Source organism: Peribacillus psychrosaccharolyticus ATCC 23296 (assembly GCF_000305495.1).
Lineage (GTDB): Bacteria > Bacillota > Bacilli > Bacillales > DSM-1321 > Peribacillus > Peribacillus psychrosaccharolyticus.
This window is the reverse complement of the sequence record NZ_AJTN02000211.1, coordinates 20,418-44,855: the sequence shown is the minus strand read 5'-3', so window position 1 is coordinate 44,855 and position 24,438 is coordinate 20,418. Positions and strand designations below refer to the sequence as shown.

At 38.2% G+C, this 24,438-nt stretch carries 27 protein-coding genes, 2 pseudogenes and 1 riboswitch; of the genes and pseudogenes, 20 read left to right on the top strand and 9 right to left on the bottom strand.

Annotation, left to right across the window (positions count from 1 at the left end; all coding sequences use genetic code 11):
- Nucleotide 1 precedes the first annotated feature (1 nt).
- Together WYK_RS15290 and WYK_RS15285 are read right to left on the bottom strand one after the other, a co-directional pair.
- Nucleotides 2-856 (bottom strand): metal ABC transporter permease, encoded by an 855-nt coding sequence (locus WYK_RS15290; protein WP_040375342.1) that lies wholly within the window; start codon nt 854-856, stop codon nt 2-4.
- 1 nt (nt 857) lies between these two features.
- Nucleotides 858-1,604: a metal ABC transporter ATP-binding protein gene (locus tag WYK_RS15285; protein WP_040375341.1), complete on the bottom strand. Its 747-nt coding sequence runs from the start codon at nt 1,602-1,604 to the stop codon at nt 858-860.
- Between the two features lie 178 nt (nt 1,605-1,782).
- Between WYK_RS15285 and WYK_RS15280 the strand changes: the two genes are divergently transcribed.
- Nucleotides 1,783-2,637 carry an oxidoreductase gene (locus WYK_RS15280; protein WP_040375340.1) on the top strand — a complete coding sequence of 285 codons (855 nt, stop codon included), beginning with the start codon at nt 1,783-1,785 and terminating at the stop codon, nt 2,635-2,637.
- A 14-nt stretch (nt 2,638-2,651) separates the two neighbouring features.
- Here the strand turns inward: WYK_RS15280 and WYK_RS15275 are convergent, their stop codons facing one another.
- Together WYK_RS15275 and WYK_RS15270 are read right to left on the bottom strand one after the other, a co-directional pair.
- Nucleotides 2,652-4,187: an esterase/lipase family protein gene (locus WYK_RS15275; protein WP_051387566.1), complete on the bottom strand. Its 1,536-nt coding sequence runs from the start codon at nt 4,185-4,187 to the stop codon at nt 2,652-2,654.
- A gap of 639 nt (nt 4,188-4,826) precedes the next feature.
- Nucleotides 4,827-5,288, bottom strand: coding sequence for a hypothetical protein (locus WYK_RS15270; protein WP_040375339.1), 462 nt, complete (start codon nt 5,286-5,288; stop codon nt 4,827-4,829).
- A 193-nt stretch (nt 5,289-5,481) separates the two neighbouring features.
- On the opposite strand from WYK_RS15270, the gene WYK_RS24565 reads away from it, so the two are divergent.
- The 4 genes from WYK_RS24565 (at nt 5,482) to WYK_RS15250 (ending at nt 8,868) form a co-directional block, all read left to right on the top strand.
- The gene (locus WYK_RS24565) at nt 5,482-5,913 is read left to right on the top strand and encodes a LytS/YhcK type 5TM receptor domain-containing protein (protein ID WP_040375338.1); all 432 of its coding nucleotides are present in this window, start codon (nt 5,482-5,484) and stop codon (nt 5,911-5,913) included.
- A complete protein-coding gene (locus tag WYK_RS23365; protein WP_152526478.1) occupies nt 5,886-6,734 on the top strand; it encodes an ATP-binding protein in 849 nt (282 codons plus the stop codon). The genes WYK_RS24565 and WYK_RS23365 overlap by 28 nt, the downstream gene beginning before the upstream one ends.
- Before the next feature lie 76 nt (nt 6,735-6,810).
- Nucleotides 6,811-6,912, top strand: a riboswitch (SAM riboswitch).
- A gap of 90 nt (nt 6,913-7,002) precedes the next feature.
- Complete coding sequence (locus tag WYK_RS15255; RefSeq protein WP_040375337.1) at nt 7,003-7,740, top strand: cyclase family protein; 738 nt, start codon at nt 7,003-7,005, stop codon at nt 7,738-7,740.
- A gap of 21 nt (nt 7,741-7,761) precedes the next feature.
- The gene (locus tag WYK_RS15250) at nt 7,762-8,868 is read left to right on the top strand and encodes a 5-methyltetrahydropteroyltriglutamate--homocysteine S-methyltransferase (RefSeq protein WP_040375336.1); all 1,107 of its coding nucleotides are present in this window, start codon (nt 7,762-7,764) and stop codon (nt 8,866-8,868) included.
- An 81-nt stretch (nt 8,869-8,949) separates the two neighbouring features.
- On the opposite strand, the gene WYK_RS15245 is transcribed toward WYK_RS15250, so the two are convergent.
- Together WYK_RS15245 and WYK_RS15240 are read right to left on the bottom strand one after the other, a co-directional pair.
- Nucleotides 8,950-9,639 carry a CPBP family intramembrane glutamic endopeptidase gene (locus tag WYK_RS15245; RefSeq protein WP_235782526.1) on the bottom strand — a complete coding sequence of 230 codons (690 nt, stop codon included), beginning with the start codon at nt 9,637-9,639 and terminating at the stop codon, nt 8,950-8,952.
- An 89-nt stretch (nt 9,640-9,728) separates the two neighbouring features.
- Nucleotides 9,729-10,433 carry a DUF421 domain-containing protein gene (locus WYK_RS15240; RefSeq protein ID WP_040375335.1) on the bottom strand — a complete coding sequence of 235 codons (705 nt, stop codon included), beginning with the start codon at nt 10,431-10,433 and terminating at the stop codon, nt 9,729-9,731.
- 195 nt (nt 10,434-10,628) lie between these two features.
- Here WYK_RS15240 and WYK_RS15235 point away from each other — a divergent pair, with 195 nt between their 5' ends.
- The 3 genes from WYK_RS15235 (at nt 10,629) to WYK_RS23360 (ending at nt 12,740) form a co-directional block, all read left to right on the top strand.
- Nucleotides 10,629-11,015 carry a DUF302 domain-containing protein gene (locus WYK_RS15235; RefSeq protein WP_040375334.1) on the top strand — a complete coding sequence of 129 codons (387 nt, stop codon included), beginning with the start codon at nt 10,629-10,631 and terminating at the stop codon, nt 11,013-11,015.
- Between the two features lie 25 nt (nt 11,016-11,040).
- Entirely contained in the window at nt 11,041-11,577 is a 537-nt protein-coding gene (locus WYK_RS15230) for a YdhK family protein (RefSeq protein ID WP_040375333.1), read from the top strand.
- A gap of 482 nt (nt 11,578-12,059) precedes the next feature.
- Complete coding sequence (locus WYK_RS23360) at nt 12,060-12,740, top strand: DUF3221 domain-containing protein (RefSeq protein ID WP_051387551.1); 681 nt, start codon at nt 12,060-12,062, stop codon at nt 12,738-12,740.
- A 5-nt stretch (nt 12,741-12,745) separates the two neighbouring features.
- Here the strand turns inward: WYK_RS23360 and WYK_RS15220 are convergent.
- A pseudogene (locus WYK_RS15220) lies at nt 12,746-14,605 on the bottom strand (heavy metal translocating P-type ATPase).
- A gap of 411 nt (nt 14,606-15,016) precedes the next feature.
- Here WYK_RS15220 and WYK_RS15215 point away from each other — a divergent pair.
- The 12 genes and pseudogenes from WYK_RS15215 (at nt 15,017) to WYK_RS15160 (ending at nt 22,255) form a co-directional block, all read left to right on the top strand.
- Nucleotides 15,017-15,496 (top strand): DsrE/DsrF/DrsH-like family protein, encoded by a 480-nt coding sequence (locus tag WYK_RS15215; RefSeq protein WP_040375332.1) that lies wholly within the window; start codon nt 15,017-15,019, stop codon nt 15,494-15,496.
- Nucleotides 15,497-15,514: 18 nt separating this feature from the next.
- The gene (locus WYK_RS15210) at nt 15,515-15,880 is read left to right on the top strand and encodes a rhodanese-like domain-containing protein (protein ID WP_040375331.1); all 366 of its coding nucleotides are present in this window, start codon (nt 15,515-15,517) and stop codon (nt 15,878-15,880) included.
- 21 nt (nt 15,881-15,901) lie between these two features.
- Nucleotides 15,902-16,198 carry a rhodanese-like domain-containing protein gene (locus WYK_RS15205; protein WP_040375330.1) on the top strand — a complete coding sequence of 99 codons (297 nt, stop codon included), beginning with the start codon at nt 15,902-15,904 and terminating at the stop codon, nt 16,196-16,198.
- Nucleotides 16,199-16,255: 57 nt separating this feature from the next.
- The gene (locus WYK_RS15200) at nt 16,256-16,822 is read left to right on the top strand and encodes a sulfurtransferase TusA family protein (RefSeq protein WP_040375329.1); all 567 of its coding nucleotides are present in this window, start codon (nt 16,256-16,258) and stop codon (nt 16,820-16,822) included.
- Between the two features lie 24 nt (nt 16,823-16,846).
- Nucleotides 16,847-17,246, top strand: a pseudogene (locus WYK_RS15195) (DsrE/DsrF/DrsH-like family protein).
- A 41-nt stretch (nt 17,247-17,287) separates the two neighbouring features.
- Nucleotides 17,288-18,415, top strand: a complete 1,128-nt coding sequence (locus WYK_RS15190; RefSeq protein ID WP_040375328.1) for an MBL fold metallo-hydrolase — start codon at nt 17,288-17,290, stop codon at nt 18,413-18,415.
- A gap of 40 nt (nt 18,416-18,455) precedes the next feature.
- Entirely contained in the window at nt 18,456-18,683 is a 228-nt protein-coding gene (locus WYK_RS15185) for a sulfurtransferase TusA family protein (protein WP_040375327.1), read from the top strand.
- Nucleotides 18,684-18,731: 48 nt separating this feature from the next.
- Nucleotides 18,732-19,508, top strand: coding sequence for a sulfite exporter TauE/SafE family protein (locus tag WYK_RS15180; protein WP_040375326.1), 777 nt, complete (start codon nt 18,732-18,734; stop codon nt 19,506-19,508).
- Between the two features lie 117 nt (nt 19,509-19,625).
- Entirely contained in the window at nt 19,626-20,021 is a 396-nt protein-coding gene (locus WYK_RS15175) for a YidH family protein (RefSeq protein WP_040375325.1), read from the top strand.
- A gap of 423 nt (nt 20,022-20,444) precedes the next feature.
- A complete protein-coding gene (locus tag WYK_RS15170) occupies nt 20,445-21,059 on the top strand; it encodes a DUF47 domain-containing protein (RefSeq protein WP_040375324.1) in 615 nt (204 codons plus the stop codon).
- 198 nt (nt 21,060-21,257) lie between these two features.
- Complete coding sequence (locus tag WYK_RS15165; RefSeq protein WP_040375323.1) at nt 21,258-21,665, top strand: GNAT family N-acetyltransferase; 408 nt, start codon at nt 21,258-21,260, stop codon at nt 21,663-21,665.
- Nucleotides 21,666-21,724: 59 nt separating this feature from the next.
- The gene (locus WYK_RS15160; protein ID WP_040375322.1) at nt 21,725-22,255 is read left to right on the top strand and encodes a GNAT family N-acetyltransferase; all 531 of its coding nucleotides are present in this window, start codon (nt 21,725-21,727) and stop codon (nt 22,253-22,255) included.
- A 226-nt stretch (nt 22,256-22,481) separates the two neighbouring features.
- On the opposite strand, the gene WYK_RS15155 is transcribed toward WYK_RS15160, so the two are convergent.
- Nucleotides 22,482-23,255 (bottom strand): class I SAM-dependent methyltransferase, encoded by a 774-nt coding sequence (locus WYK_RS15155; protein ID WP_040375321.1) that lies wholly within the window; start codon nt 23,253-23,255, stop codon nt 22,482-22,484.
- Nucleotides 23,252-24,352 (bottom strand): citrate synthase/methylcitrate synthase, encoded by a 1,101-nt coding sequence (locus WYK_RS15150; RefSeq protein ID WP_040375320.1) that lies wholly within the window; start codon nt 24,350-24,352, stop codon nt 23,252-23,254. Before WYK_RS15150 ends, WYK_RS15155 begins: the two co-directional genes overlap by 4 nt.
- Between the last annotated feature and the right edge of the window lie 86 nt (nt 24,353-24,438).

Here is a 24,438-nt window from a genome sequence, read left to right as displayed (position 1 = left end):
TTTAGCGGCTGGTTTCAGCCCTGCTTTTTTTAATAAATTTATGAATTAAGCCTTGTCTTGGCGAGAAGAAGAAAGCCAGCAGGAAGAAGAAAGTCGCGACTAGTACAATCGTAGCGCCAGATGCTAAGTTATAAGTAAAGCTGAAATATAATCCTGCTATCGAAGCAAGCGTACCTATCCCTGCTGATAAAAAAAGCATGGTCGATAATCGGTCGGTTAATAAGTAAGCTGTAGCAGCAGGAGTAATCAGCATCGCAACTACTAAAATGATTCCAACAGTCTGAAGGGAAGCAACGGTAACCAATGTTAACAGGGTCATTAAGAAATAATGGATAAGTCGAACAGGGAGTCCGTAAACCTCAGCCATGGTTGAATCAAAAGAGGTGACCAGAAACTCTTTATATAAAAGAAAGATAGAAAGCAGCACAAATGTACCAATACCTAATGTAATCCACATATCAGACGGCCGAACAGCAAGCACGTTACCAAATAAAATATGATAAAGATCGGTACTGCTTTTCATTAGGGTGATTAAAATGATTCCTAATGCAAAAGCAGCAGTGAACATGATACCAATCGAAATATCGTTTTTAATCCGGCTGTTCTGGCTGACAAAGCCAATGCCAATGGCGGTAATAATTCCGGAAAGTACGGCACCAATCAAAAAATTGATCCCAAGCATATAAGAAATAGCGACACCAGGCAGGACCGCATGGGAAATGGCATCGCCCATAAGCGCCATTCCTCGTAAAATGATGAAACAACCAATAATCCCGCAAATAATTCCCACCATTACAGAGGTCAGCAGCGCCTTTTGTAAAAACCCATACTGAATGACAGCCTCAATAAACGCCATTTCACATCACCTCTGCTTTTTCAAAAATCGAAAGCTGACCTAAATATGCCTGATTTATCACACCATTTCGAACAACCTCTTTGACGTCACCATAGCCGATTTGTTTCTTATTTAGCACAAGAAGTTGTTCAAAATAGGTGTCTACCTTTGATAAATCATGATGGACGACCAGAATGGTTTTACCTGCGGATTTAAGGTCTCTAAGAATATTCATCATGTTTTCTTCACTAAGAATATCAATGCCGACAAAAGGTTCATCTAATAATAGAATTTCGGGTTCTTGGACTAAGGCCCTCGCTAAAAACACACGCTGCTGCTGCCCACCCGATAATTCACCGATTTGCCTGTCATGGTAATCCTCCATGCCTACCTTTTTTAAGCAGGCAAGTGCCCGTGCTTTATCGGCTTGTTTAGGTCTTTTGAAAATGCCTAAGCTTGGATAGGTACCTAAGAGGACTGTTTCTAAAACATTGATGGGAAAGTCCCAATCAATGTTGTTACGCTGTGGAACATAAGCAACAAGTTGCCGTTGTTCAGAGAACGTCTTACCAAATATCCTAACCGAACCGTTATCTTTAGGAATTAAATCAAGCAATGCCTTAATAAAAGTCGATTTTCCTGCACCATTAGGTCCAATGATGCCAACTAATGATCCTGGTAATACTGCGATATTAATCGTACGTAAAGCGGGTTTACCATGATAGGAGACGGACAAATCTTGAATATTGAGGGCATACATGTCTTCCATATCCAGCACCTTCTCTCGTTTAATTTAGTATATTTTGTGTATAAGCAATATTATGCGTGTTATATAAAAAAGTTTCCCTCAACCACAAATTTAATCTTGGGGAAGTTTATAAGATTGGTGAACTATTTTGGAAAATCATCTAAACTGAAGGTATAGATTGAAAGACGAGGAGATTACTATGACGATGAAAACAGCGGTCGTGACCGGATCTTCTAGCGGATTTGGTTTTCTTACGGCATTAGAGCTCGCTAAGGAAGGTTATACCGTACTAGCAACAATGAGGAATCTTACGAAAGGAAACGCATTACTGAAACAGGCAGAAGAAAACGCGTTGGAAGGTTCGATTATCCTACAAGAACTCGATGTCACATCAGAAGGGTCGATTAGCAAACTAAAGGACGTACTGTTGGAGATTGGCAGGGTAGACGTGCTCGTAAACAATGCTGGCTTTGCTGGAGCTGGTTTTATAGAAGAAATACCTATATCTGAATATAAGGCACAATTTGATACCAATGTTTTTGGAATGATCAGCGTCACACAGGCCGTGCTTCCGCTGATGCGGAAACAAAAAAGCGGCACCATCATTAATATGAGCAGCATTAGCGGGAGGATGGGCTTTCCGGGTTTATCCCCCTATGCAGCTTCAAAATATGCGGTTGAAGGTTGGAGTGAGTGTTTACGATTAGAAATGAACCCGTTTGGCGTAAAGGTTGTATTGCTGGAGCCTGGTTCGTTTCAAACGAATATCTGGTCAAGCGGGAAGCAAGTAACCGAAATGTCTCAGCGCCCTGACTCACCATACGCTGATGAAATGAAAAAGTTAGAAGCCTACACAGAAAAAAGTGCAGAAACCTATGGCGATCCACTGGAAATAGCCAAAAGCATTGCCACTATCGTTCGAAAGAAAGACCCTCGTTTTAGGTACCCAATCGGTAAGGGAGTAAAGCTAACGATTTGGTTAAAAGATAGGATTTCTTGGAAATTGTGGGAGACAATTGTGAAGAAGATGTTAAATAAGGCTGTCCCAAAATAAGGACAGCCTGTTCGTTATTTCTCGATATAAACAGAACGAATAATCGTTGGCCCACCTTTTACATCGATGGTTAGGTTATAAATCCCGGAGACCGGGACGTCAGGCAGCGCGCCAAAATAAGTTTCTGTATTTACTTTATTAATAGCAGCGGGATTTTTTACTTCAACACCTTGTTCGTTTGTAAGGTGAACATCTAGTTTTAATGGGGTGTTTGGTCTGCGTTTTACAGGTGATTTGAGAACAAATTGTGCATCTTTCTGTTTGACTTTCCCTGGCATTTCAAGAATAAGCGGCTCTTTGTCATCGATTTTTGCGGTAAGTAAATACGCATCCTGCTTGGCCTTTGTCTTCATTCGAACAACCCATTCACCAGCTTCCATATTCGTTTGTCTTAACGTATGAATATACGCGCCGGCTAGGAAAGAGGTTTCTCCTTTTGAAGCTTGTGAAACTAGAAAACTAGGGTAAGTAACTCCTGATGGAGAAATGATTTCTATTTCCACATCTCGGCTTGATGTATAGATTGTGATATCACCATGAGCAGTGGCTTCATTCAAATAAATAGATTGTTCAATCCATTTATTGGTTGGTAAGGGACCACCGTGAACACGTTGAGTGTGGAGCGTTGAGATATTTTCTTCTTCAACAGGCTGTTCACTTAAACTAGCAACGCCAGTCGTAGCAGCACTGCGCAAATAGGGTTCAATTCTTGAAAAAACGGCGGAGCCTGTACGAATATTGTCATGGTCATAGTTGGCATCAGTAAAGAGATGGGTGCCATATGGTAATTTTGAACTCCAAACATTGACGAGTCCGTCATTATCACCATATGAAGAGAGATATAGTCCGCCGAATGATAGAGCGGAAAAAGCCGGTCCCTGGTTGGTGCCGGTCAGAGTGTAGTATTTATTCTTTCTAGAATTTGCATGATTGTCTATCGCTGAACGAAATTCCGCCATCTGGCCAATTTGCAAGGAATACGTACCTTCATCATTTGCTCCGAGTAGTGATCCAAGCCAGCCAGCGTACCAGCTATAAGCTAAATCAGCTAGATTAGAGCCATGATGCGGAGAGGCAAGCGTGATAACTCGGCCAACATATTGGTGCGCCCCATAAGAAACAAGAGCAGCTTGTGTATCCGGACCGCCTTTACTATGAGCGATAATATTCACTTTTTTTCCGCCAAAGTGGGCGCTGATTTGAGCGAGGCTAGCAGCCAATAGTTTACCATTTTTGTATTGATCGGAAGAGCCGTTTCCGGCAGCATCATAAAGCTGAACAAAAACCGTTTGATAGCCTGCTTCGTATGCTTTTGTATACATATCATTCACACCATGGTATTCCGTTTCACCGTACCAGCTTGTTGAAGACCCGTTTTTCCCCTGGACAAAAACAATCGGCGGTTTACTAGAGTTATAATTAGGCGGTGTACTTCCTAAAAACCAATCTCCAGGTGTAAAACTCTCACTTGGAGGTTTTAGTTTGCCATAAGGCTGAATTACTTCAGCTGACGTTTTTGCTGGTGAATTCATAAGCAAACATAATGACATGAATAAAGTAACTACAATCATTCGAATCCATATTCTTCTCATTAACATTCCTCCTTATACTATGACTCTCAGTGTTAATTCAGACGATAAACAAATAAATCCTTTAAATTTCTCTAAAATGAGAGAATAAGGCTAGCAAAGAATTTGGGAAAACAGGCTAAACTGACCGGAAAAAATATATGATATGGTGTTAGAGATAGAGTGAGTTTCAAGACTGACTGATCACGGCATGTGTTATGTGCCGAACCGAGGGGAAAGTGTGCAAAGAGCCAATTTACTGTGCAAAACGTATTGGTAATTGTTTAAAAAAGTATAACAAGATGACCTAAAGGCAAGATACACGATTTTCACAAGAACCCCCAGCTGATGCTGAGTAGATTTCAGCATCACCGCATGTGTTATGTGCCGAACGGAGGGGAAAGTGTGCAAAGAGCCAATTTACTGTGCAATTGGGGCAGAAAGCTGTGCAGAATGAGGCCAAACCTGTGCACTTCAAGCGATTTACTGCGCAAAACAGTATTTTGTGTAGGCAGGTCCTGGATCTGAGTAGTGGAGGCAGAAATCCTATTGGGGAAACCGGGTGTTCGTCACAAAAAAAGACTGTCGAGAGTTTCTCGACAGCCTGTTGGAGATAATTGGTTAGGGCAATCCATTTGATTGGTAAAGGATATCTGATGTTAAAAATACACCAACAGGAGGCAAGGCATTAGCATTTTGGCTTATTTGCTCATTTGCGGAAAGCTGGCTATAGCTGACATCTGTGGTTGCAAGCCAATTTCCATATTCACCTGCTTGTAATGAGGGTGCTTTCATAAGAAAGGGTCCAGTTAAAATATAGTGCCGGATTCCGATGGAGGGATCCTCGTATAAAGACAGTGCACCAGAAAATGTGGCAAAAGGGGTATTGAAGGTAATCTGATTGGATTTTTCATCCCACGTTCCGTTAAAAGGGAGCTGTGTACTTCGGAAATTAGAAGTCCCGACAATCTGATTGTTAGTAATTGAATTGATGATAAATTCTCCTCGGACAATCGGTCTGCCAGCCATAGAAGCATCAATTCCCCAGATTGATGGGACGGGTAGTCCTTGTTCAATTGCCATAAATGATCCCTCCTGTTAGTAACCGAAATAATACAGTATATGAAAAGGATTCAGGAGGAGCCACTGACTCCAAAACAAAGAGTATTAAACTGCATCACAGCAGGATGTTATGCTATAATGCCTATACATTCCTATATTTGGATTAGTTGTAATTTTCAGACTTGGAATAGTAAGTAGTTCGGGGGATGCTCATTTGTTTAAAGATATTGAACTTATTTATGTCTTAACCCAAATATTAATTGTCCTCTTTCCTATTTTTGTTTATCAACTATTTTTTAATGATAGTAATAAACCGTATAAAAAAGGACCAAATATTAAATTGACTCTCATTCTTTTAGTTATGGTTTTATTAACCATGTCTTTTCCGGTTCGATTTTCTGAGGGGTATATATATGATTTTAGGATTGTACCATTTATTATTGCCTTTTTATATGGAGGATTAATTCCGGGGTTACTGACGTTGATCACGTTACTAGTCTTTCGTTTTTATGTAGGAGGAGAAGGATTTTATCATGTGCTAATTTGTTATTCAGTAGCCACTGTGATTTTACTCTATTATATGAACAGATATGACGCACTTCAAATGAAAAAAAAATTGTGGTGGTTAGTTCTGTTTTCTGGTTAATGACCTTTACACTCGTTATTACTTATTTAAATACAAAGGAACTTAATCAAATCCCATTTTTACTTTTTTATTATTTTCTATCGTGGGTATGTTTATTAATGGGAATCTATACGATTGAGAATGTCAACCAAAAACGAACCATCGATTTAGAACTTCAGCGTGCAGAAAAATTAAACGTAATCAGTCAGCTGGCCGCTTCAGTGGCGCATGAGGTTCGAAATCCAATGACCTCTGTCCGCGGATTTTTACAGCTGTTAAAAGAAGACGAAGTAATTACAGTAACACAGAATAACTATATTACTATTGCGATTGATGAACTGGATCATGCTCAAGCTATCATTAATGATTATTTATCCTTAGCAAAACCACACAATGAAGAGAAGACGTTATTAAATCTTTCTAATGAAGTGAAAAAAGCGATTGAACTCATGACGTCTTTTTCAACTATCTTCGATATAGATATAAAATCAGAACTAGAGGAAAACCTCTGCATTCAAGGAAATAGAGGGGAAGTTAAACAGGTCTTAATTAATATTATCAAAAATGGAATTGAATCAATGGACATGGGTGGTCTACTGTACGTGAAGTTGTATAAAGCCGCTGATTTCGTGTTTATTGAGATTAAAGATACAGGAAAAGGAATGACGGAAAGTCAGCTAAAGAAAATAGGAACACCTTTTTACACAACAAAAGAAAAAGGGACAGGGATTGGTATGACGATTACGTACCAGCTCATCCAATCGATGAGAGGCTCCATTCGTGTAGAGAGTAAGCTTGGAAAGGGGACCACTTTTACGATTACGTTTCCTATTAAAAACTAATTCAGTTTTCAGAATAATCTTGACAATAGAGATGGGCAGTTGTAAAGTATACCTATTCACTAACTTAATAGTCACTTTCTTATCAAGAGAGGTGGAGGGACTAGCCCTTTGATGCCTCAGCAGCAGACTTATTGTAAGTACTGTGCTAATTCTAGTAGCGTAAGCTTGAAGATAAGAAGAGACAGCCTTTTGGCTGAGAACCTCTTCTTTTTTCAGATAGGGGTTTTTTCTTTGTCCCTTTTTAAAAAATAGACTTGGGAGGGGTAAAATGACGAATGATTTGAGTAAAGCATTTGACTTGATTAAACAAAAACAGTGGATTGACCTCACACATACGTTTGGACCGGATTCACCACATTTTGCCTCGTTTGATGAAGCAAAAATAAGTACTCTTTTCAATCATGATGATGGATTTTTTGCCCAAAATTTTTCATTTGCCGGGCAGTATGGCACACACATAGATGCCCCCATTCATTTTGTTCGGGACACACGCTTCCTAGAAGAATTAACACTTAAAGAATTAGTCCTCCCGCTTGTTGTTATTGATAAGTCAAAGGAATCCGCTGATAATCATGATTTTTCTTTACGTGCTGTTGATATTTTGGCATTCGAAGAAGAGCATGGAAAGATTGACGCAGGTACATTTGTTGCTTTAAGGACGGATTGGAGTAAACGTTGGCCAAATCAAGAGGCATTCGAAAACAAAGATGAACAGGGAAATAACCATTCACCTGGATGGTCAGTAGAAGCATTAGAATTCTTATTCCAAGAGAGACAAATTAAAGCGGTTGGTCATGAAACATTCGATACCGACGCCAGTATTGACTATCAAAAAAATGGCTCTCTATTAGCTGAATATTATGTACTTGAACAAGATACCTATCAAATTGAATTACTGACAAACTTAGATAAAGTGCCGGCAAAAGGTGCAGTTATTTTTAATATCGTACCGAAACCAGAAAAAGCTTCCGGCTTCCCAGTTCGATCATTTGCTATCCTACCCTAGAAGAGAAAGAAGGAACTCAACATGTCTATTACACTAACAAAAGCACCCTTTAAAGCAGATCACGTAGGGAGTCTATTACGTCCGGAGTCATTAAAGACAGCAAGAAAAGAATATAAAGAAGGCAAAATAATACTTGAACAATTGCGTGAAATCGAAACAAATGAAATAAAACGAGTGGTTGATAAACAGATTGAGGTTGGATTAGAAGTTGTAACCGATGGAGAATTTAGACGCACATGGTGGCATTTTGACTTTTTAGAGCATTTAACTGGAATTGAGGGCTTTGTACCAGAAACAGGACTTCAATTCAACGGTGTAGAAACAGAGAAATATTATGTTCGTAATATCGGAAAAGTTTCATTTGACCCTTCTCATCCATTTATAAACGATTTTACCGTTTTTAACGAAATTGTCGGTGGCCGTGCAGCCGCAAAACAAACGATCCCAAGCCCAAATCAATTATTTACGAACGGAATCCGTAATGAGGAAATTTATCCAGACATTGAAGACTATGCGAAGGATATTATTAAAACCTATCAAGACGCGATAAAAGCATTTTATGATCATGGTGTGAGGTATTTACAGTTAGATGATGTATATATTGCGGGGCTTTCTTCACAAGAGGTGACCTATCAGGACGGGAAATATTCCAGAGAATATTTAACCGATTTAGCACTAAGAGTGATTAATGGAGTGCTAGAAGGTAAACCTGAGGATTTAGTGGTAACTACTCATTTATGTCGTGGAAATTATCAATCTACCTANCGTTTTGGAGGCAGCTACGAGCTTATTGCACCGACCCTCCTAGCCAAAGAAAAAGTAGATGGATTCTTCTTGGAATATGATGATCATCGTTCAGGAGATTTTGAACCATTAAAACATATTCCAAATGGTGGAGCTCAAGTAGTTTTAGGAGTCGTTACTTCGAAACATGGCGAACTAGAAGATAAAGACGTCATCAAATCGCGGATAAAAGAGGCGGCACAATATGTACCGCATGAACAATTGTGTTTAAGCCCGCAATGCGGATTTGCTTCTACCCATCATGGAAATAAACTGACAGAAGAACAGCAATGGGAAAAGCTGAAATTCATCGTGAATGTATCAAGGGAATTATGGAACGAATAGGAGTTGAAGAGCACCGCACAAGCGGTGCTTTTTCTTCTGTATTAACCAACAAAAAGTTGATCCATCCGGTTATCGACATGTTTAGTCATTTGATTCCACAAATAGAATGAATAGCATACGAGGATCCCTATAATGAGATAGGCAAAAAAAGTTATGACTTTCAGTTTTTCCCATAAAATTAAAGAAATTATTAAATCCATGAAATGCGATGGTACTAAGGATGGAATGATTCGTAACGATAAGTAAGGATAGAACAAGTCCGACTATAAAGGCGTAGATAATTTGTAAAATGGTGTCCTCTATGGATTGGCCTCCAAACAACTGGATGGAATGGGTAATGCCAAAGAGAAAGCTTGTAAGTAAAACGGCCATAGCCTTTCCTTTTGTAAGAAATAATTTGAGCATGAAACCTCGGAAAAATGTTTCTTCGATAAATGCTACAATGAACATCTGCATGAGAAACATAAAGAATAAATTAGTGAAAGAAGAGATATCTAGCCCTTTATTTCCTACGACAATGATTAGTAAAACCAGTACTAACGGTATGTACTGTTTGGTTAAGGGAAAGAAACGCTTAAAGAAATAAACCTCCCATTTTTTCTTGAAAAGTAAATAGAGAAAAATACCGATGGCTAAGGGAATGAGTCCGATAAATTGTAAGACTGGATGTGTTGGATTCGTAATCGAGACAAAGGCTCCATTAACCATATAAAAAAACATCAAAAGAATTTCCAACCCAATTATTTTTAACCAAATATGTTTAGCGGTCAAATGAATATCAACTCCCATTAAAATCTATACTATACATGTATATATTCGGCGGAGTTATAATTAAACCTTTCACGGTAGAAAATAAACAGCTATGTATACAAATAGACATTTATCTTTTCGTCTATATCAATAGTGGCCAATAAGATTTCACTAACTGATGCTTGGTAGGTTAATTCGAGGTTCTTTTTTAGCCATACTTCATCCTTGCCTCTTTTATGTAATTCTGTGTAGTTAATTTTCCCTTCTTTTATAATCATATTGGGTAAACTAAATGGTTTTGTTTTTATCTGAATATCTGATGGAGTAAGTGGTTGATGCTGCGAATGTAAAAATGTTGATAGCTTTCCATCCGGTTCCCAAATGGCCAGTGCAACCTTTTGAATATCGTCAATTTTATCTTTTCTCAGTTCTGACAATAAAACATCCATCGGAATCCTAGCTTTGGCTAAGTTTTTATAAATAATTTGTCCGTTTTTTATGATAGGAAAGGGCAACGGATCAAGCCAGGTTCTAAATTTATCCCATTTTAGACTCAGATACACACAAATTAGGTATAAAGTAACCAATATAGATACTGTTGTCATTGAACCCTTCAATCCTAATTTTTCGTCTGAGAGAGGATGTGCGATAATGTTACCTATGATTAAAGCTATTATAAAATCAAGCAATCTTAACTGTGAAAGTGATCGCTGCCCCATTATTTTTGTGGCACATAGTAAAAAGAAAAATCCTATAATTGCCCTTAGACTCCATTGAATGACAGTAAGAGAGTCTTTACTGCTGAAAAAATCCACTCGAAAACACATCCTGCCTTTCAATAGTTACGCTATTTATTATCACCAGTAGAGCAGAAAATAAACCCAAGCTAATTGAGCAGTCGAATGCAGTATCATCATATGCTACAATAAATTCCTAGATTTCTTTCTGGTGTTTAATGCTATTGGTTTTGAGGTATACCTTTACAAAAAGAAAAATAAGGGAGCGATTTGATGTTTCATTATACAGTTCAAACAGATAAATCTATTGATGAGGCAATTTCATCCTTAGAAACGAACTTAAAGGAAGAGAAATTTGGAGTACTTTGGGCATTAGACTTAACTGATAAGTTACAGGAAAAAGGGATAGAGAATTTTAAGCAGCCTTATCGTATTTTAGAGGTGTGTAATCCAGAAGCAGCAGCAAGGGTATTAGGGGTAAATGAACTTGTAGGGTATTTTCTTCCTTGTAAAATTACGGTGTATGAGAAGGAAGGGCTGACGAATATTGGTATGCCGAAGCCAACGGTAATGATGGATATGATAGAAGATTCTAAGCTGAAAGAAATTGCTGTTGAGATTGAAGAAACGTTAACTAAGGTTTTGGATAAAAGTATTTAAGTCAACAAGTGGAGGACTATTCAATATGATAAAAACAAAGATGATAGCTGGAGTTATGTTGGCAGCGGCAATGACCTTAACTGCCTGTTCCAACGAAAAAGAAGATTCTAGTTCTGAACACAGCAACGAGCACATTCACGGCGAATCTGAAGTACCAAGTAACTTAGTAGCTGCTGAAAACCCAACGTATGACATAGGCAGTAAAGCCATCATAAATACTGATCATATGGAGGGGATGAAAGGCGCAGAAGCAACTGTTACCGGAGCTTATGAGACAACCGCTTACACCGTTTCATACATACCTGCATCAGGGAAGAGCAAAGAACCGATCAATCACCATAAATGGGTCATTCAAGAAGAAATTAAAGATGCAGGAGACAAAATTTTAGAAGCTGGTACGGAAGTAACCATTGAAGCAGATCATATGAAAGGAATGAAAGGTGCTTCAGCAAGGATTGAATCAGCCAAAAAAACGACAGTTTATATGATTGATTACACGCCGACAACGGGTGGTAAAAAAGTAACCAATCATAAGTGGCTTGTTGAAAGTGAATTGAAGTAAAACAACCTATTCTGATAGGTTGTTTCAGTTTGTAGACAAAAGAGGTTTGGAATGGATTCATTCTGAACCTCTTTTGCATTTTTCGGACCAAATAGGCCTGCGGGAACAAGATGGTCTAGTGTTACCATTTCAAGATGGTTTTCGAAAATACTCCTTATCACCTCAAAATTCTATATCTATTTATAAAATGGCCTTTTACTTTTAAGTTTAGAAAGTCAGTTGATGGGAGTGTTGGCGTGAAGACTCCTGCGGGAACAGCGGGACAGGTGAGACCCCGCAGGAGCGTAAGCATTGATGCGGCTCATCGCCCGCCCGCGGAAAGCGAAACGCCTAGAACGGAAATCAACATCTCGATTTTAAAGATCTTACCCGAGTTTGTCTACAGTCTGAAACAACCTATTCTGATAGGTTGTTTTTTTATGTCGTGTAACTTTCGATTGGAATTTTCGTCTATTCAGACTAAGAAGGAGGGATTAAAACAAATGAAAAGACAGCTGATTTGGTTGGTATTAATCTGTTTTCTTACAGTAAGTTGTTCTCAAAAAGAAGTCTTTAAAGGGGAATATGATAGAAAGGGTATTATTACTGATATAGACACGAAAGAAAATCGTGTGTTAATAGATGACAAAAAGCATGGATTAATTTGGATCAAACTCAATGAAATTGACCACTATGAAAATTTTAACCTAGGACAGGAAGTTGTCGTATGGGTGGATGGGATCATCAGTCAAACAGTTCCTGCACAAGCAAAAGCCTTACATATTGAGTCAGCAACACCATTACCAGAATTGGTCTTTGAAAATGATGGCGTCCCATCCACCTTTTCTGGTTTCGTTACAATCAATCAAACACGGTATAAAATGCAAAGAGGCGGCTTTGAGTGGCGAAAGGGGAATCAAGTTCAACAAACAGATGCCGCAAGTCCCCTTCAAATCGCTGAAAAGTTTAAAGCAATCGATGCAGTGCAGAACAGTAGAATGTCCATAGAGGTGGAACAAGAACCAACTCTGTATGTTTATCGTTGGGATGCAGAAACAGAGAGTAGGGAACGGGAAGGGTATCCTATTGTTGTTCCTGCTGAAAAAGGACGGTATATCTATGAAGCAATCACTTTATGGGCTAACGGTGAAGTCTCCTTTACATTTGTTATAGAGGTGAATTAGATTGCTTATTTTAAAAGTCTTAGTCCGTTCAAAATAACAAGTATTGTACTTCTTTCGTGTCCGATTACTCCGTACGGTAAATTTAGTAATTGAAGAAAATTGGAGCAAACCAGTAAAATGATTACGGAAATTGAAAAGAATACATTTTGCTTTACAATTTTATTCATTTTTTTAGACAGAAGAACAGCGTCTGCAATTAGTGAAAGATTATTTTTCATTAAGACAACATCAGCAGTTTCTAAGGCTACGTCAGATCCCTCACCCATAGCAATGCCAATGGATGCAGTCGCCAATGCTGGAGCGTCATTAATACCGTCTCCGACCATCGCAACGGTGACATATTGGTCTTGTAATTTTTTTATTTCATCCACTTTTGTCTCAGGCAGGCATTCTGCTGCAATGGCTTTCGCAGTGGCCTGACTGTCCCCTGTTAACATATAGATCTGCACGCCTATCGATTTTAGTTTATCAATAGCATCAATGGTTTCTTGACGGATGACATCTTTAAGTGTTATCAATCCAACTAGTCCTTGCTGATCAGAGGCAAAGACCATGGTTTTCCCTTCGCTTGCCAATGTTTCCGCAATCCCGTTTTGAAAAGCTCTTGCTTCCTCAGCCCCAACAAAATCTGCTTTCCCGACTTTCCAGTCCACGCCGGCAATGCGTGCTTTTGCACCAAACCCTGAGATATCTTCAGACGTTTCTGGTTTAATAAGATCTAGAATGCTATGTTTAGAAGCATAATCAACGATGGATTGGGCGAGCGGATGATTTGAGTATTTCTCCACTGATGCTACATGCAGGAGAAATGTTTCCATTGTATAATCCTCTCGATATAAAACATCAACCACCTCAGGTTTTCCTTTCGTTAACGTTCCAGTCTTGTCTAAAGCAATAGCTTTTAAGTGTCCTAAATTTTCTAAATGAACACCGCCTTTGAATAATATGCCATGGCGGGCACCATTAGAAATCGCTGATATAACAGATGCGGCGAGTGCGCATGGAGAAGCCACGACAAGTAATACCATGGCACGATAGATGGTTTCCTTCCAATCCCAATGAAGTAAATAGTGCGGGACAAAACATCATTAGCAAAACCCCGATAAGAACAACATTTACATATCTACCTTCAAATTTCTCAATAAATTGCTGGGAGGGTGATTTCACACTCTGTGCAGACTGAACTAGCAGGATAATTTTATTAAAAAGGGTTTCTTCTTGAGTTTTAGTCAATTCCACGATAAGGGTGCCTCTTAAATTAACGGTGCCAGCAAATACTTCATCGTTAATTGTTTTACTTACTGGAATCGATTCTCCTGTAATGGCAGCTTCATCTAGGTTCGAATGTCCCTTTATGATTTTTCCATCCGATGGAACACGTTCTCCAGTTTTAATTAAAATTTGGTCTCCGATTTTTAATTCGGATACACCTACTCTTCTTTCCTGACCATTAGCTTCGATAAGAGTGGCTTCTTCCGGTTGTAGATCCATTAAAGCGGAGATTTCCTTGTGACTTTTGTTCATCGTATATGTTTCTAGAGCCCCGCTTAAAGAAAAGATAAAGATAAGGATGGCTCCCTCGGTCCAATATCCAATAAGGGCAGAACCTAGGGCGGCTAAAATCATTAAAATTTCAACGTTTAATTTTTTTGTTTCAATAGTGTCAAGTATACCTTCTCTGGCTTTTGCCATCCCCCGATAATAAAGGCTAACACGTAAACATAAGTCGAATAGGATTCAGCACCATTTTTAGATAGAATCCACCCAATGATTATGAGTACGCCGCAAAGACATGCTGCAATTAGCTCTAAATGTGGCTTAAGTTTACTCCAAAGTGTCACATCTTGTTTATCTTTTGCATTCATAGTAGATCCTTTCATATAGAGGATTGGTTAGTAGTGTATGTTCTTTATTAAAGGGCATGTTCATTAGTTTTTACCATCAAAGTCAGAAATAGGTGCGAATAAGAATGAAAAGCTTTTTTAGGATATTTATAATTGCCTTGACAATATACCCATGGGGGTATATTGTAAGGGTAGAAGTTAAGAAACACAAAGAGGGCAAGCTTCTTTTTATGAAATATGTTAAAAGGGTAATCTAAGTTCGGTAACACTCAAAAAAGAGGGTTGACGAGCGATACTTTTTAGCCTATCATATACCCACTGGGGTATATGAGTAGTCGGAAATTTACAGATACCTTTTAAGTGGAAGGCAAGACAAAAAAAATTTACAGAAAAATATACCCATAGGGGTATAAAATAATGGAGGATGCGTAAATGAGTGAAAAGAAAAAAACAACCATTGTATTATTTAGCGGGGATTATGATAAGGCAATGGCAGCTTATATTATTGCAAACGGAGCAGCGGCTTATGATCATGAGGTGGTCATCTTCCACACGTTCTGGGGACTAAATGCACTACGTAAAGATGAGCCGTTAACGTTGAAAAAAGGGTTCTTGGAAAAGATGTTTGCCAAAATGATGCCTAGAGGCGCAGATAAAATGGGATTATCCAACATGAACTTTGCTGGAATGGGACCAAAAATGATTAAGCATGTTATGAAAAAACACAATGCAATGACTCTTCCTCAATTAATTGAAATGGCACAAGAACAAGAAGTGAAGCTGATTGCATGTACGATGACAATGGACTTATTGGGCTTGCAACAACCAGAATTATTAGATGGAATTGAATATGCAGGTGTGGCCGCTTATCTAGCAGATGCAGAAGACGGTAATGTAAACCTATTTATTTAAGATATAGGAGTAAGTCAGATGATAAATACCATCATAAATACGATATTGATTGTGGCTATTGCTTGGTTTTTATATCAACGGTTAGTCCCTGCAAAGGGAATTAAGACCATTAGTACATCAGAGCTAAAGCTTGAGTTGACTAAAAAGGGCAAGCAGTTTATTGATGTTCGAACGCCTCAGGAGTTTCGAGGTAACCACATCAGAAACTTTAAAAACATTCCCTTATTCGATCTACAGAAAAGAGCACAAGAACTTTCAAAGGAACAAGAAGTGATTGTGATTTGTCAAAGTGGAATGAGGAGCAGTAAAGCAAGTAAAACCTTAAAAAAGCTTGGGTTTACACACATAACAAATGTTAAAGGCGGCATGAGTGCTTGGCGCTAATTTAATGGAGGGGAATTGTTTATGAAAGTGATCACAGCTTCAGAAGTAGAGGCTTTAGTAAAGAGTAATACTCCTATTCATATGATTGATGTGCGTGAAGAAGAGGAAGCGGCGGAAGGGATGATCCCCAACGCAAAGAACATCCCTTTAGGAATAATCGAAGATAAACTAGATAATTTAGATAAATCCAAAGAATATATCATAATCTGTCGTTCAGGTAATCGAAGTTCAATGGCGGCTTCTATTCTTGAGAATAATGGATACAACGTTAGGAATATGACTGGTGGAATGCTTAATTACAAGGGGAAAACTGTATAATTTTTTTAAAAAATATTATACCCCCACCCGTATTTTATTTTAGAGGAGGAAACGGTAATGATTAAAACAAATTCTATTTTAGATGCAAAAGGGTTAGCATGTCCGATGCCGATTGTAAAAACCAAAAAAGCAATGAATGCAATGGAAGCTGGACATGTGCTGGAAATTCAAGCAACAGATAAAGGATCAACTGCAGACATGAAAGCTTGGTCAGAAAGTACTGGACATCAATATTTAGGTACGGTTGAAGAAGGAACCGTTCTAAAACACTATTTGAGAAAATCAAGTGGTGACGAACAAATAGAAAAGAAACATGCAAATGTGATTTCAAATGATGACTTGCTGTCTAAAATGGAAAACCAAAAGTCAGTAGTAGTTGATGTGCGTGAATCGGCAGAATTTGCATTTAATCATATTCCAAACGCTGTATCTTTGCCTTTAGGGGAACTAGAAGAACGATTAAGTGAATTGGATAAAAAAGCAGAAATTCATGTCATTTGCCGAACAGGCAGCAGAAGTGATTTAGCTGCACAAAAACTTACATCGGCAGGCTTCAAGCAAGTTATTAATGTTGTACCGGGAATGAGTCAATGGAATGGACCAACAGAAAAGTCTACAAACTAAAAACTAACAATGGAGGAATACATTATGACTAAAAAAGTGGCAATAATTGCAAGCAATGGCGGATTATTTGACGCATATAAGGTATTTAACATAGCTACAGCAGCTGCAGCAAGCAATGGATCAAGAGGTTGCCATCTTCTTTACATTTGAAGGGTTAAACTTAATCCATAAAGAAGCTAATAAACAACTTCCGATGCCGGAAGGAAAAGAGCATTTTGCCGACGGATTTACAAAAGCAAAGGTACCAGGTATTCCAGAATTACTTGCGATGGCCCAAGAAATGAACGTTAATTTCATTGGATGCCAAATGACTATGGACGTTATGGGACTTGAAAAAGAAGCTTTTGTAGACGGAATTGAAGTGGGCGGCGCCGTTACATTTTTAGAGTTCGCTAAATATGCAGACGTGACTTTAACCTTTTAAATCATTTGTTTAAGCGATCTTAAATAAGAGGAGGAATCATGATGTCAGTAAAAGAAATGACAGCTAAAGAAATCGCACAAAAGGTCATTAAAAAAGAAGATTTGTTTATCTTGGATGTACGAAATCAAAGTGATTTTAACGATTGGAAAATTGAAGGAGAGAGCATTGAAATCTTTAATACTCCTTATTTTGATTTGCTTGATGGTGTAGAAGAAGTGATGGAACGCATTCCAGTTGAAAAAGAAGTAGTCGTTGTTTGTGCAAAAGAAGGCTCATCTATTTTGGTAGCTGACATGTTATCTGAAGCAGGACGTTCAGTTTCTTATTTAAAAGGCGGAATGAAGGCTTGGAGTGAACATTTAGAACCAATCAAACTCGGCGATTTGCATGATGGAGCCGAAATGTATCAGTTCGTTCGTCTTGGTAAAGGCTGTCTATCTTATATGGTTATATCTAACGGTGAAGCGGCGGTCATCGATTCAACTAGAATGACGGACGTCTATCTAGAGTTTGCAGCTAGTAAAGAGGCGAAAATCACACATGTATTAGATACACACTTACATGCAGATCACATTTCAGGTGGAAGACAAATCGCAGAACAAACCAATGCCACGTATTGGTTACCTCCTAAAGATGCAACCGAAGTTACATTTGCCTATCAGGCATTAGAAGGTGGGAACGTTGTAACGATTGGAAATACAGCAATTGACATTCATGCTCTTTACTCTCCTGGCCATACAATTGGTTCTACATCATTTGTTGTCGATGAAAAGTACTTACTTTCTGGAGATATTTTATTCATCGATTCAATTGGCAGACCAGATCTAGCTGGATTAGCAGAGGATTGGGTGGGAGATCTTAGAGAAACGCTCTATAATCGCTACAGACAATTGTCGGACGAGCTAATCGTTTTACCTTCTCACTTTATGATTATTGAAGAACTGAATGAAAACGGTAGTGTTGGTAAGCAACTAGGTACATTATTTGCAGAAAATCATGGCTTAAATATTAAAGATGAAAAAGAGTTTAGAGCAATGGTTACTGGAAACTTACCTCCACAACCAAATGCCTACCAAGAAATTCGGGAAACAAACATGGGGAAAATGACTCCAGATAGTGAAAAACAACGTGAAATGGAGATTGGACCCAATCGTTGTGCAGTACGCTAATTAACACTATAAAAAACTACTACGAATAGGGGAATAAAAGATGAATTCAGATAAAGTATTAGACGCAAGAGGATTAGCTTGTCCGATGCCCATTGTAAAAACAAAGAAAGCGATCAACGAGCTAGAAACGGGTCAAGTGTTAGAAGTACATGCTACCGATAAAGGGGCAAAAGCTGATTTAGCCGCTTGGTCTAGATCTGGCGGTCATGAACTGCTAGAATCGGCAGAAGAAAATGATGTATTTAAATTTTGGATCAAAAAAGGCTGATTTTTAGGGGAACCAAGTAGGGTTCCCTTCTTTTAAAGGAGGATTAAAATGGATATTGGTTTTATCATTACTATCTTTTTAATTGGATTCATAGGCTCATATATTTCAGGGATGCTCGGTATCGGCGGGTCGATAATTAAATATCCCATGCTTTTGTATATTCCGCCAATCTTTGGTTTAGCGGCCTTCAGTGCACATGAAGTATCGGGAATAAGTGCTGTTCAAGTATTATTTGCTTCCATTTCGGGTGTCTGGGCCTATCGTAAAGGCGGATACTTAAATAAAACACTTATCATCTATATGGGGATAAGTGTTTTAATCGGAAGTATAATTGGGAGCTTTGGTTCGCAGTCTATGTCAGAGAACGGAATAAATCTTGTTTATGGCATCCTAGCCATCATAGCAGCAGTTATGATGTTTATTCCTAAGAAGGGAATCGACGATATTCCTTTAGACCAGGTAACCTTTAACAAGTGGCTTGCAGCGATTTTAGCCTTAATTGTTGGCCTAGGTTCTGGAGTTGTTGGAGCTGCAGGGGGATTTTTATTAGTGCCCATCATGCTTGTTGTGTTAAAAATCCCAACAAGGGTAACGATTGCATCCTCGCTGGCCATCACCTTCATTTCATCAATTGGAGCAACTGTCGGTAAATTATCTACAGGACAAGTGGACTATTATCCAGCCTTAATCATGGTAATAGCAAGTATACTAGCTGCGCCGCTTGGAGCAATGGCAGGGAAAAAAATGAATACAAAAATTCTTCAAATCATATTAGCTGTCCTTATTTTAGCCACAGCGGTGAAGATTTGGATGGGAATCTTATAATTTACCCATGCATACTAAAAATCCCTCGTTTACCTTGAATGGTGATTTGAGGGATTTTTAGTATGAATTAAAGGACGGGTAGTGGGCAAAATACTGAGAAAGATAAGGTGTAAATAGATGCAAAAAAAAGAACAGGAATCTAAAAATCAAACGAAAGATTCTACGTATATTCAGCAACATTTAGCCAATGAACGTACGTTTTTAGCGTGGGTAAGTACGTCAATTACCATTATAGGTGTCGGTTTTTTGATTACAAACCTTCATTTTGCAACCTTAACAACCCCACATGTTGATTTGGGAGATATGCTAGCCAAACTAATTGGATTATCATCTATTATTGTTGGAATAATTACGTTGATTTTCACTACTTTTAGTTACTTTAAAAAAGGTGAAGAGATTAACCAGCAAACCTTTAGGTTCACAAGAATAACGATTATTTTATTAACGATATTAATGACGTTAATCTTTATTGTATTCGGAGCTTACTATCTTATTATATGGGCCCTCATTTAATGAAAGATTACTCTTTAATACATGGTGTGAAATATATGGGTACGCTCAGTAATCTATCCTTCATCAAAGAAGAATGACAGAAAAGAATAAGTAAGAGTATAATAGAAGATGTAGACCAGAGACTTCCCTGATTCATTGCGTACCCTTTTAAATAGGATGAATTCTAAGTTTATTAACAGCTATAGTCATCTTATTTTCGCCAATTAACCATTCAAATTCCTCTGAATTATCTGACGTAAACAATCTTTCCGTGTTACATATAGGTTTATTGCCTACGAGAAAACGTCTTGATTGTTCTTTGACCTTCGAGAACGACTATTGGTACATCTCTCGCCTTCTTGGAGTGTAAGACAATGTGTTACTAAGAATATTGATATTAGTATAAGGACAAGTCATTAGTCGAATTAAATAGGAGGTCATATATTGTTCTTTAAAGCAAAACAAAACAAGTTTACAGCGGCCCTAATTAATATGTCCCAAAACTTAAAGGAAAGTGCCGATTATTTTGCTGAATTTAAGGATATCAGCGATTTAACAGCTTTTGCCGATAAGATGAAGGAATACGAACTAAAAGGGGATGACATGGTTCATGAGGTGATCAAAGACCTGAATCAAGCTTTTATCACTCCGATTGAACGAGAAGACATTCTTCAGTTAACAAACAGTATGGATGATATATTGGATGGTTTGGAAAATTGTTCATCATTAATCGACATGTATTCTATTAGTAATACTGATACATATATCCTCGGTTTTATTGAAGCAATTAAAGAATGTACGTATGAAATTGCAAAAGCATGCAAATTGCTCACTACGAAAAACTTACAATCGATTCCGGTGATTGCGATAAAAATTAAAGATTTGGAATCTCATTGTGATGAAATTCAACGCCAATCGATTAAACAATTATTTACTACTGAAAAAGACCCTTTTCGCATCATCCAATACAAAGAGATGTATGAAAGCCTAGAAGATGTAGCTGATCATTGTCAAAGAGTCGCCGACATTCTTGTAGGTGTGGTTATGAAAAACGCATAAGCTAACCTAAGCTGTCCCTGAAGATCATTGGAAAATGATACTCGGGGACAGTTTTTTTATAAATAAAAAGGATTTAACTTATGAAAGTAGAATATATAGTTTATCCCAAAGTAAGCCTGGAGGTATTCTTTTGCTACTATACTTTTAATCGATCATCTTCTAATAAGAAAAAAATTAGGAGCTGATAGCTGATAGTTGATGATATATAAAAACTCACTCGAGGGTATTTCTACAGAAATGTTAACAGGCTTTTTTGTGGATTGGCCGCACCCGCCAAATCAAGAAACACACTTAGAACTTTTAAAAAACAGCAGTAAAGTTATCCTGGCGATTGATCATATTACAAATCAAGTTGTTGGATTTATTACGGCAATTAGTGATGAAATTCTCTCTGCCTATATACCATTTCTTGAAGTTTTACCATCCTATAAAAAGAAAGGAATCGGCAAAGAATTAATTAATCGGATGCTAAAAGAACTTGATGACATCTATATGATTGATTTATGTTGTGATGATGACTTGATTCCATATTATATTCAAGCTGGTATGACAAAAACGAATGGAATGGTTGTAAGGAATTATAATAGACAATCTGGAAGTAAATAAACGCTTAACGCTTGGAGATTTTTCTAAGCGTTTTTGCGTGTTAATAAACGGGGGTAAGTATGTTATTTGAAAAAGATAAGGTATGTGTTCGAAAATTAGAAGATAAAGATAAATACGACTTAGTTAAATGGCTGTCCGATCCAGAAGTCTTGGAATTTTATGAAGGTAGAGATAACCCATTTGATATGGAAAAGGTCGATAAAGCGTTTTATGATGCTGAAAATAAGGACGAAGGATGTATCGTAGAATTTGAAGGGAAGCCAATCGGGTATATCCAATACTACCAAGTAGACGATGAGACGAAATATGAATACGGATACAAGGACGAAAGGGTCTTTGGAATGGACCAATTCATCGGTGAGCCCACATACTGGAATAAAGGAATTGGACAAATTCTGGTAACGGCGATGGTCGATTATTTACTAAAAGAAAAGCAGGCAGGGATAGTAGTAATGGATCCGCAAGCATGGAATAATCGAGCCATACGCTGCTATGAGAAATGCGGCTTTAAAAAAATCAAACCGTTGCCCAGCCATGAATATCATGAAGGTGAGTATCGAGATTGTTGGTTAATTGAATATAGAAAATGAAGGATGCATATACCCAATGGGGTATATAATGTACGCCAGACGGGAATACGAGCCTTGCAGACGGAATTATGCTGTTGCCAGACGGGAATACGTTCTCTCCAGACGGGATTACGACCCTCTCAGACGGGATTACTTCAAAAAAGACATCGTTATCGGCAATATACCCCCTGGTTTGATGGAATAAAGCCAGGGCGTACTCATAAATAGAGTACGCCCTTACGTTCTGTTATTCTTTTATGCCGACAACTCGTATTCGTTTATATTCGGCAAGCCAACTGTCTTCTTTGTATAAGGTTGGCTTTAGTTGTTTCTCTATAGCTGTCATTATCATGTTTTTACTGTCATGATCGATTCCATCAAATAGACTTGCTGCGAACATGTTTATCCAATTTCGTAGTCCCGCATCTCCGGTTAACCTCGTTGGACGATCAAAGGCTTGAGCGAAAATAACGCTAAACCCTGCTTGTTCCATTAGTGTGGTATATTCTCCTATACTTGGAAAGTACCATGGTAACTGATGCTTAGCATAAGGGTGTCCTACTTGTTTAATGTTCATTATAATGGCATCGATGATTCTCTGGACATTACCTTTTCCTCCGAATTCAGCAACAAATCGCCCCCCTGGTTTTAAAGCATGGTAAATGGACGTTAGTGCAAGAGAAGGCGGCTTTACCCAGTGGAGAACCGCATTCGAAAAAACAGCCTCAAATTCCTCATCATACCCCAAATCAATTGCATTTTTCACGAAGAATGGAATCGTTGGGTATTTCCTTCTAGCTTGATTGATCATCGTCTCTGATTGATCAATTCCGACAACATTTACTTGAAGCTCAAGCATTTTCATCGCCAAATCTCCAGTGCCGCATCCAAGGTCAAGTATGGTTTCTGCTTTTTGTGGAGCTAATAGATTTAGCAAATGATCACCATAAGATGAAACAAAGGCATGATGATTATCATATAAAGCAGCGTTCCACCAATCTGATTTATTTTGGCTTATCATACTCGACCTCTCTCTTTAATCATACCAATGTAGTTCGATTGAGGTCTGAAAAGCACATTGTTCTCAGCCTGCTCAATTACATGTGCACTCCAGCCAACAATTCGGCTGGCGGTAAAGGTTGGGGTAAATAGGGTAGGTTCCATCTGAATCGCTTTCATGATGGCTGCTGCATAAAATTCTACATTCGTATAGAGTGCCCGGCCTGGTTTGAATTCTTGTAATAGATTGACAGCAGCTTCTTCAACCTGGATAGAGAGGTCTAGCCAAGGGTCTTCACCGTTAAGCTCCATCAGTTTCGACTTTAATGAAACGGAGCGTGGATCATGGGTTTTATATACCCGATGACCAAATCCCATCAATTTTTCACCGTTAGATAATTTGGCACGAATGACTGTTTCAACATCTCCTGCTGTATATACTTCATTTAACAAATCAATGACCTCGGAAGGCGCACCTCCATGAAGCGGACCTTTCATCGTTCCAATCGCTGAAGTAATGGCAGATGCTAATTCTGACTCTGTTGAAGCGGTAACCCTAGCTGAAAACGTTGAGGCATTCATACCATGCTCCATGGTCAGAATCATATAGGTTTCTAATGCCTCAATATGTGCTTCGACAGGCTTATCACCATTTAACATATAAAGATAGTTTTCTAGATGACTTCCGTTGTTCAAAGGATGAATGAGTGTTTTTCCTTCTAGGAACCTTTTCCGGAAAGCAATAATGGTTGGAATCATAGCGGTCAATTTAATTGCTTGTGAGACGGTCGGTTTCCATCCATAGCTAGAGTTTCCTTCTGCGGATACAGCCGTTCTGATGACACTCATCAAGTCCATGTCTTTAGGGAGCAGACAAATAAGCTTTTCGATATGAGAAGGAAGAAAACGATGCAGGATGAGGGCTGACTTCAACTCATTAAGTTGGTCAATGGTTGGGAATGTACCATACCATAACAGATAGGCTGTCTCTTCAAAGGAATAAGATTTCGTGATGTCCAAGATGTCATATCCTCGATAATACAGCTTTCCTTTATTACCATCGATCTCACTGATTAATGTTTCAACAGCAACGACCCCTTTTAATCCCGGATACAGCATATACATATCCCCTTTCCTTTTATAAATATATTTTATAAAATAAAGATAATTAAGAATAGTAATTATTTTTAATCGATTCAATTAAA

Coding starts and splice junctions, on each gene's coding strand:
- WYK_RS15290 (WP_040375342.1), bottom strand. CDS start 856: ATGGCGTTTATTGAGGCTGTCATTCAGTATGGGTTTTTACAAAAGGCG.
- WYK_RS15285 (WP_040375341.1), bottom strand. CDS start 1,604: ATGGAAGACATGTATGCCCTCAATATTCAAGATTTGTCCGTCTCCTAT.
- WYK_RS15280 (WP_040375340.1), top strand. CDS start 1,783: ATGACGATGAAAACAGCGGTCGTGACCGGATCTTCTAGCGGATTTGGT.
- WYK_RS15275 (WP_051387566.1), bottom strand. CDS start 4,187: ATGTCATTATGTTTGCTTATGAATTCACCAGCAAAAACGTCAGCTGAA.
- WYK_RS15270 (WP_040375339.1), bottom strand. CDS start 5,288: ATGGCAATTGAACAAGGACTACCCGTCCCATCAATCTGGGGAATTGAT.
- WYK_RS15255 (WP_040375337.1), top strand. CDS start 7,003: ATGACGAATGATTTGAGTAAAGCATTTGACTTGATTAAACAAAAACAG.
- WYK_RS15235 (WP_040375334.1), top strand. CDS start 10,629: ATGTTTCATTATACAGTTCAAACAGATAAATCTATTGATGAGGCAATT.
- WYK_RS15230 (WP_040375333.1), top strand. CDS start 11,041: ATGATAAAAACAAAGATGATAGCTGGAGTTATGTTGGCAGCGGCAATG.
- WYK_RS23360 (WP_051387551.1), top strand. CDS start 12,060: ATGAAAAGACAGCTGATTTGGTTGGTATTAATCTGTTTTCTTACAGTA.
- WYK_RS15215 (WP_040375332.1), top strand. CDS start 15,017: ATGAGTGAAAAGAAAAAAACAACCATTGTATTATTTAGCGGGGATTAT.
- WYK_RS15210 (WP_040375331.1), top strand. CDS start 15,515: ATGATAAATACCATCATAAATACGATATTGATTGTGGCTATTGCTTGG.
- WYK_RS15205 (WP_040375330.1), top strand. CDS start 15,902: ATGAAAGTGATCACAGCTTCAGAAGTAGAGGCTTTAGTAAAGAGTAAT.
- WYK_RS15200 (WP_040375329.1), top strand. CDS start 16,256: ATGATTAAAACAAATTCTATTTTAGATGCAAAAGGGTTAGCATGTCCG.
- WYK_RS15190 (WP_040375328.1), top strand. CDS start 17,288: ATGTCAGTAAAAGAAATGACAGCTAAAGAAATCGCACAAAAGGTCATT.
- WYK_RS15185 (WP_040375327.1), top strand. CDS start 18,456: ATGAATTCAGATAAAGTATTAGACGCAAGAGGATTAGCTTGTCCGATG.
- WYK_RS15180 (WP_040375326.1), top strand. CDS start 18,732: ATGGATATTGGTTTTATCATTACTATCTTTTTAATTGGATTCATAGGC.
- WYK_RS15175 (WP_040375325.1), top strand. CDS start 19,626: ATGCAAAAAAAAGAACAGGAATCTAAAAATCAAACGAAAGATTCTACG.
- WYK_RS15165 (WP_040375323.1), top strand. CDS start 21,258: ATGATATATAAAAACTCACTCGAGGGTATTTCTACAGAAATGTTAACA.
- WYK_RS15160 (WP_040375322.1), top strand. CDS start 21,725: ATGTTATTTGAAAAAGATAAGGTATGTGTTCGAAAATTAGAAGATAAA.
- WYK_RS15155 (WP_040375321.1), bottom strand. CDS start 23,255: ATGATAAGCCAAAATAAATCAGATTGGTGGAACGCTGCTTTATATGAT.
- WYK_RS15150 (WP_040375320.1), bottom strand. CDS start 24,352: ATGCTGTATCCGGGATTAAAAGGGGTCGTTGCTGTTGAAACATTAATC.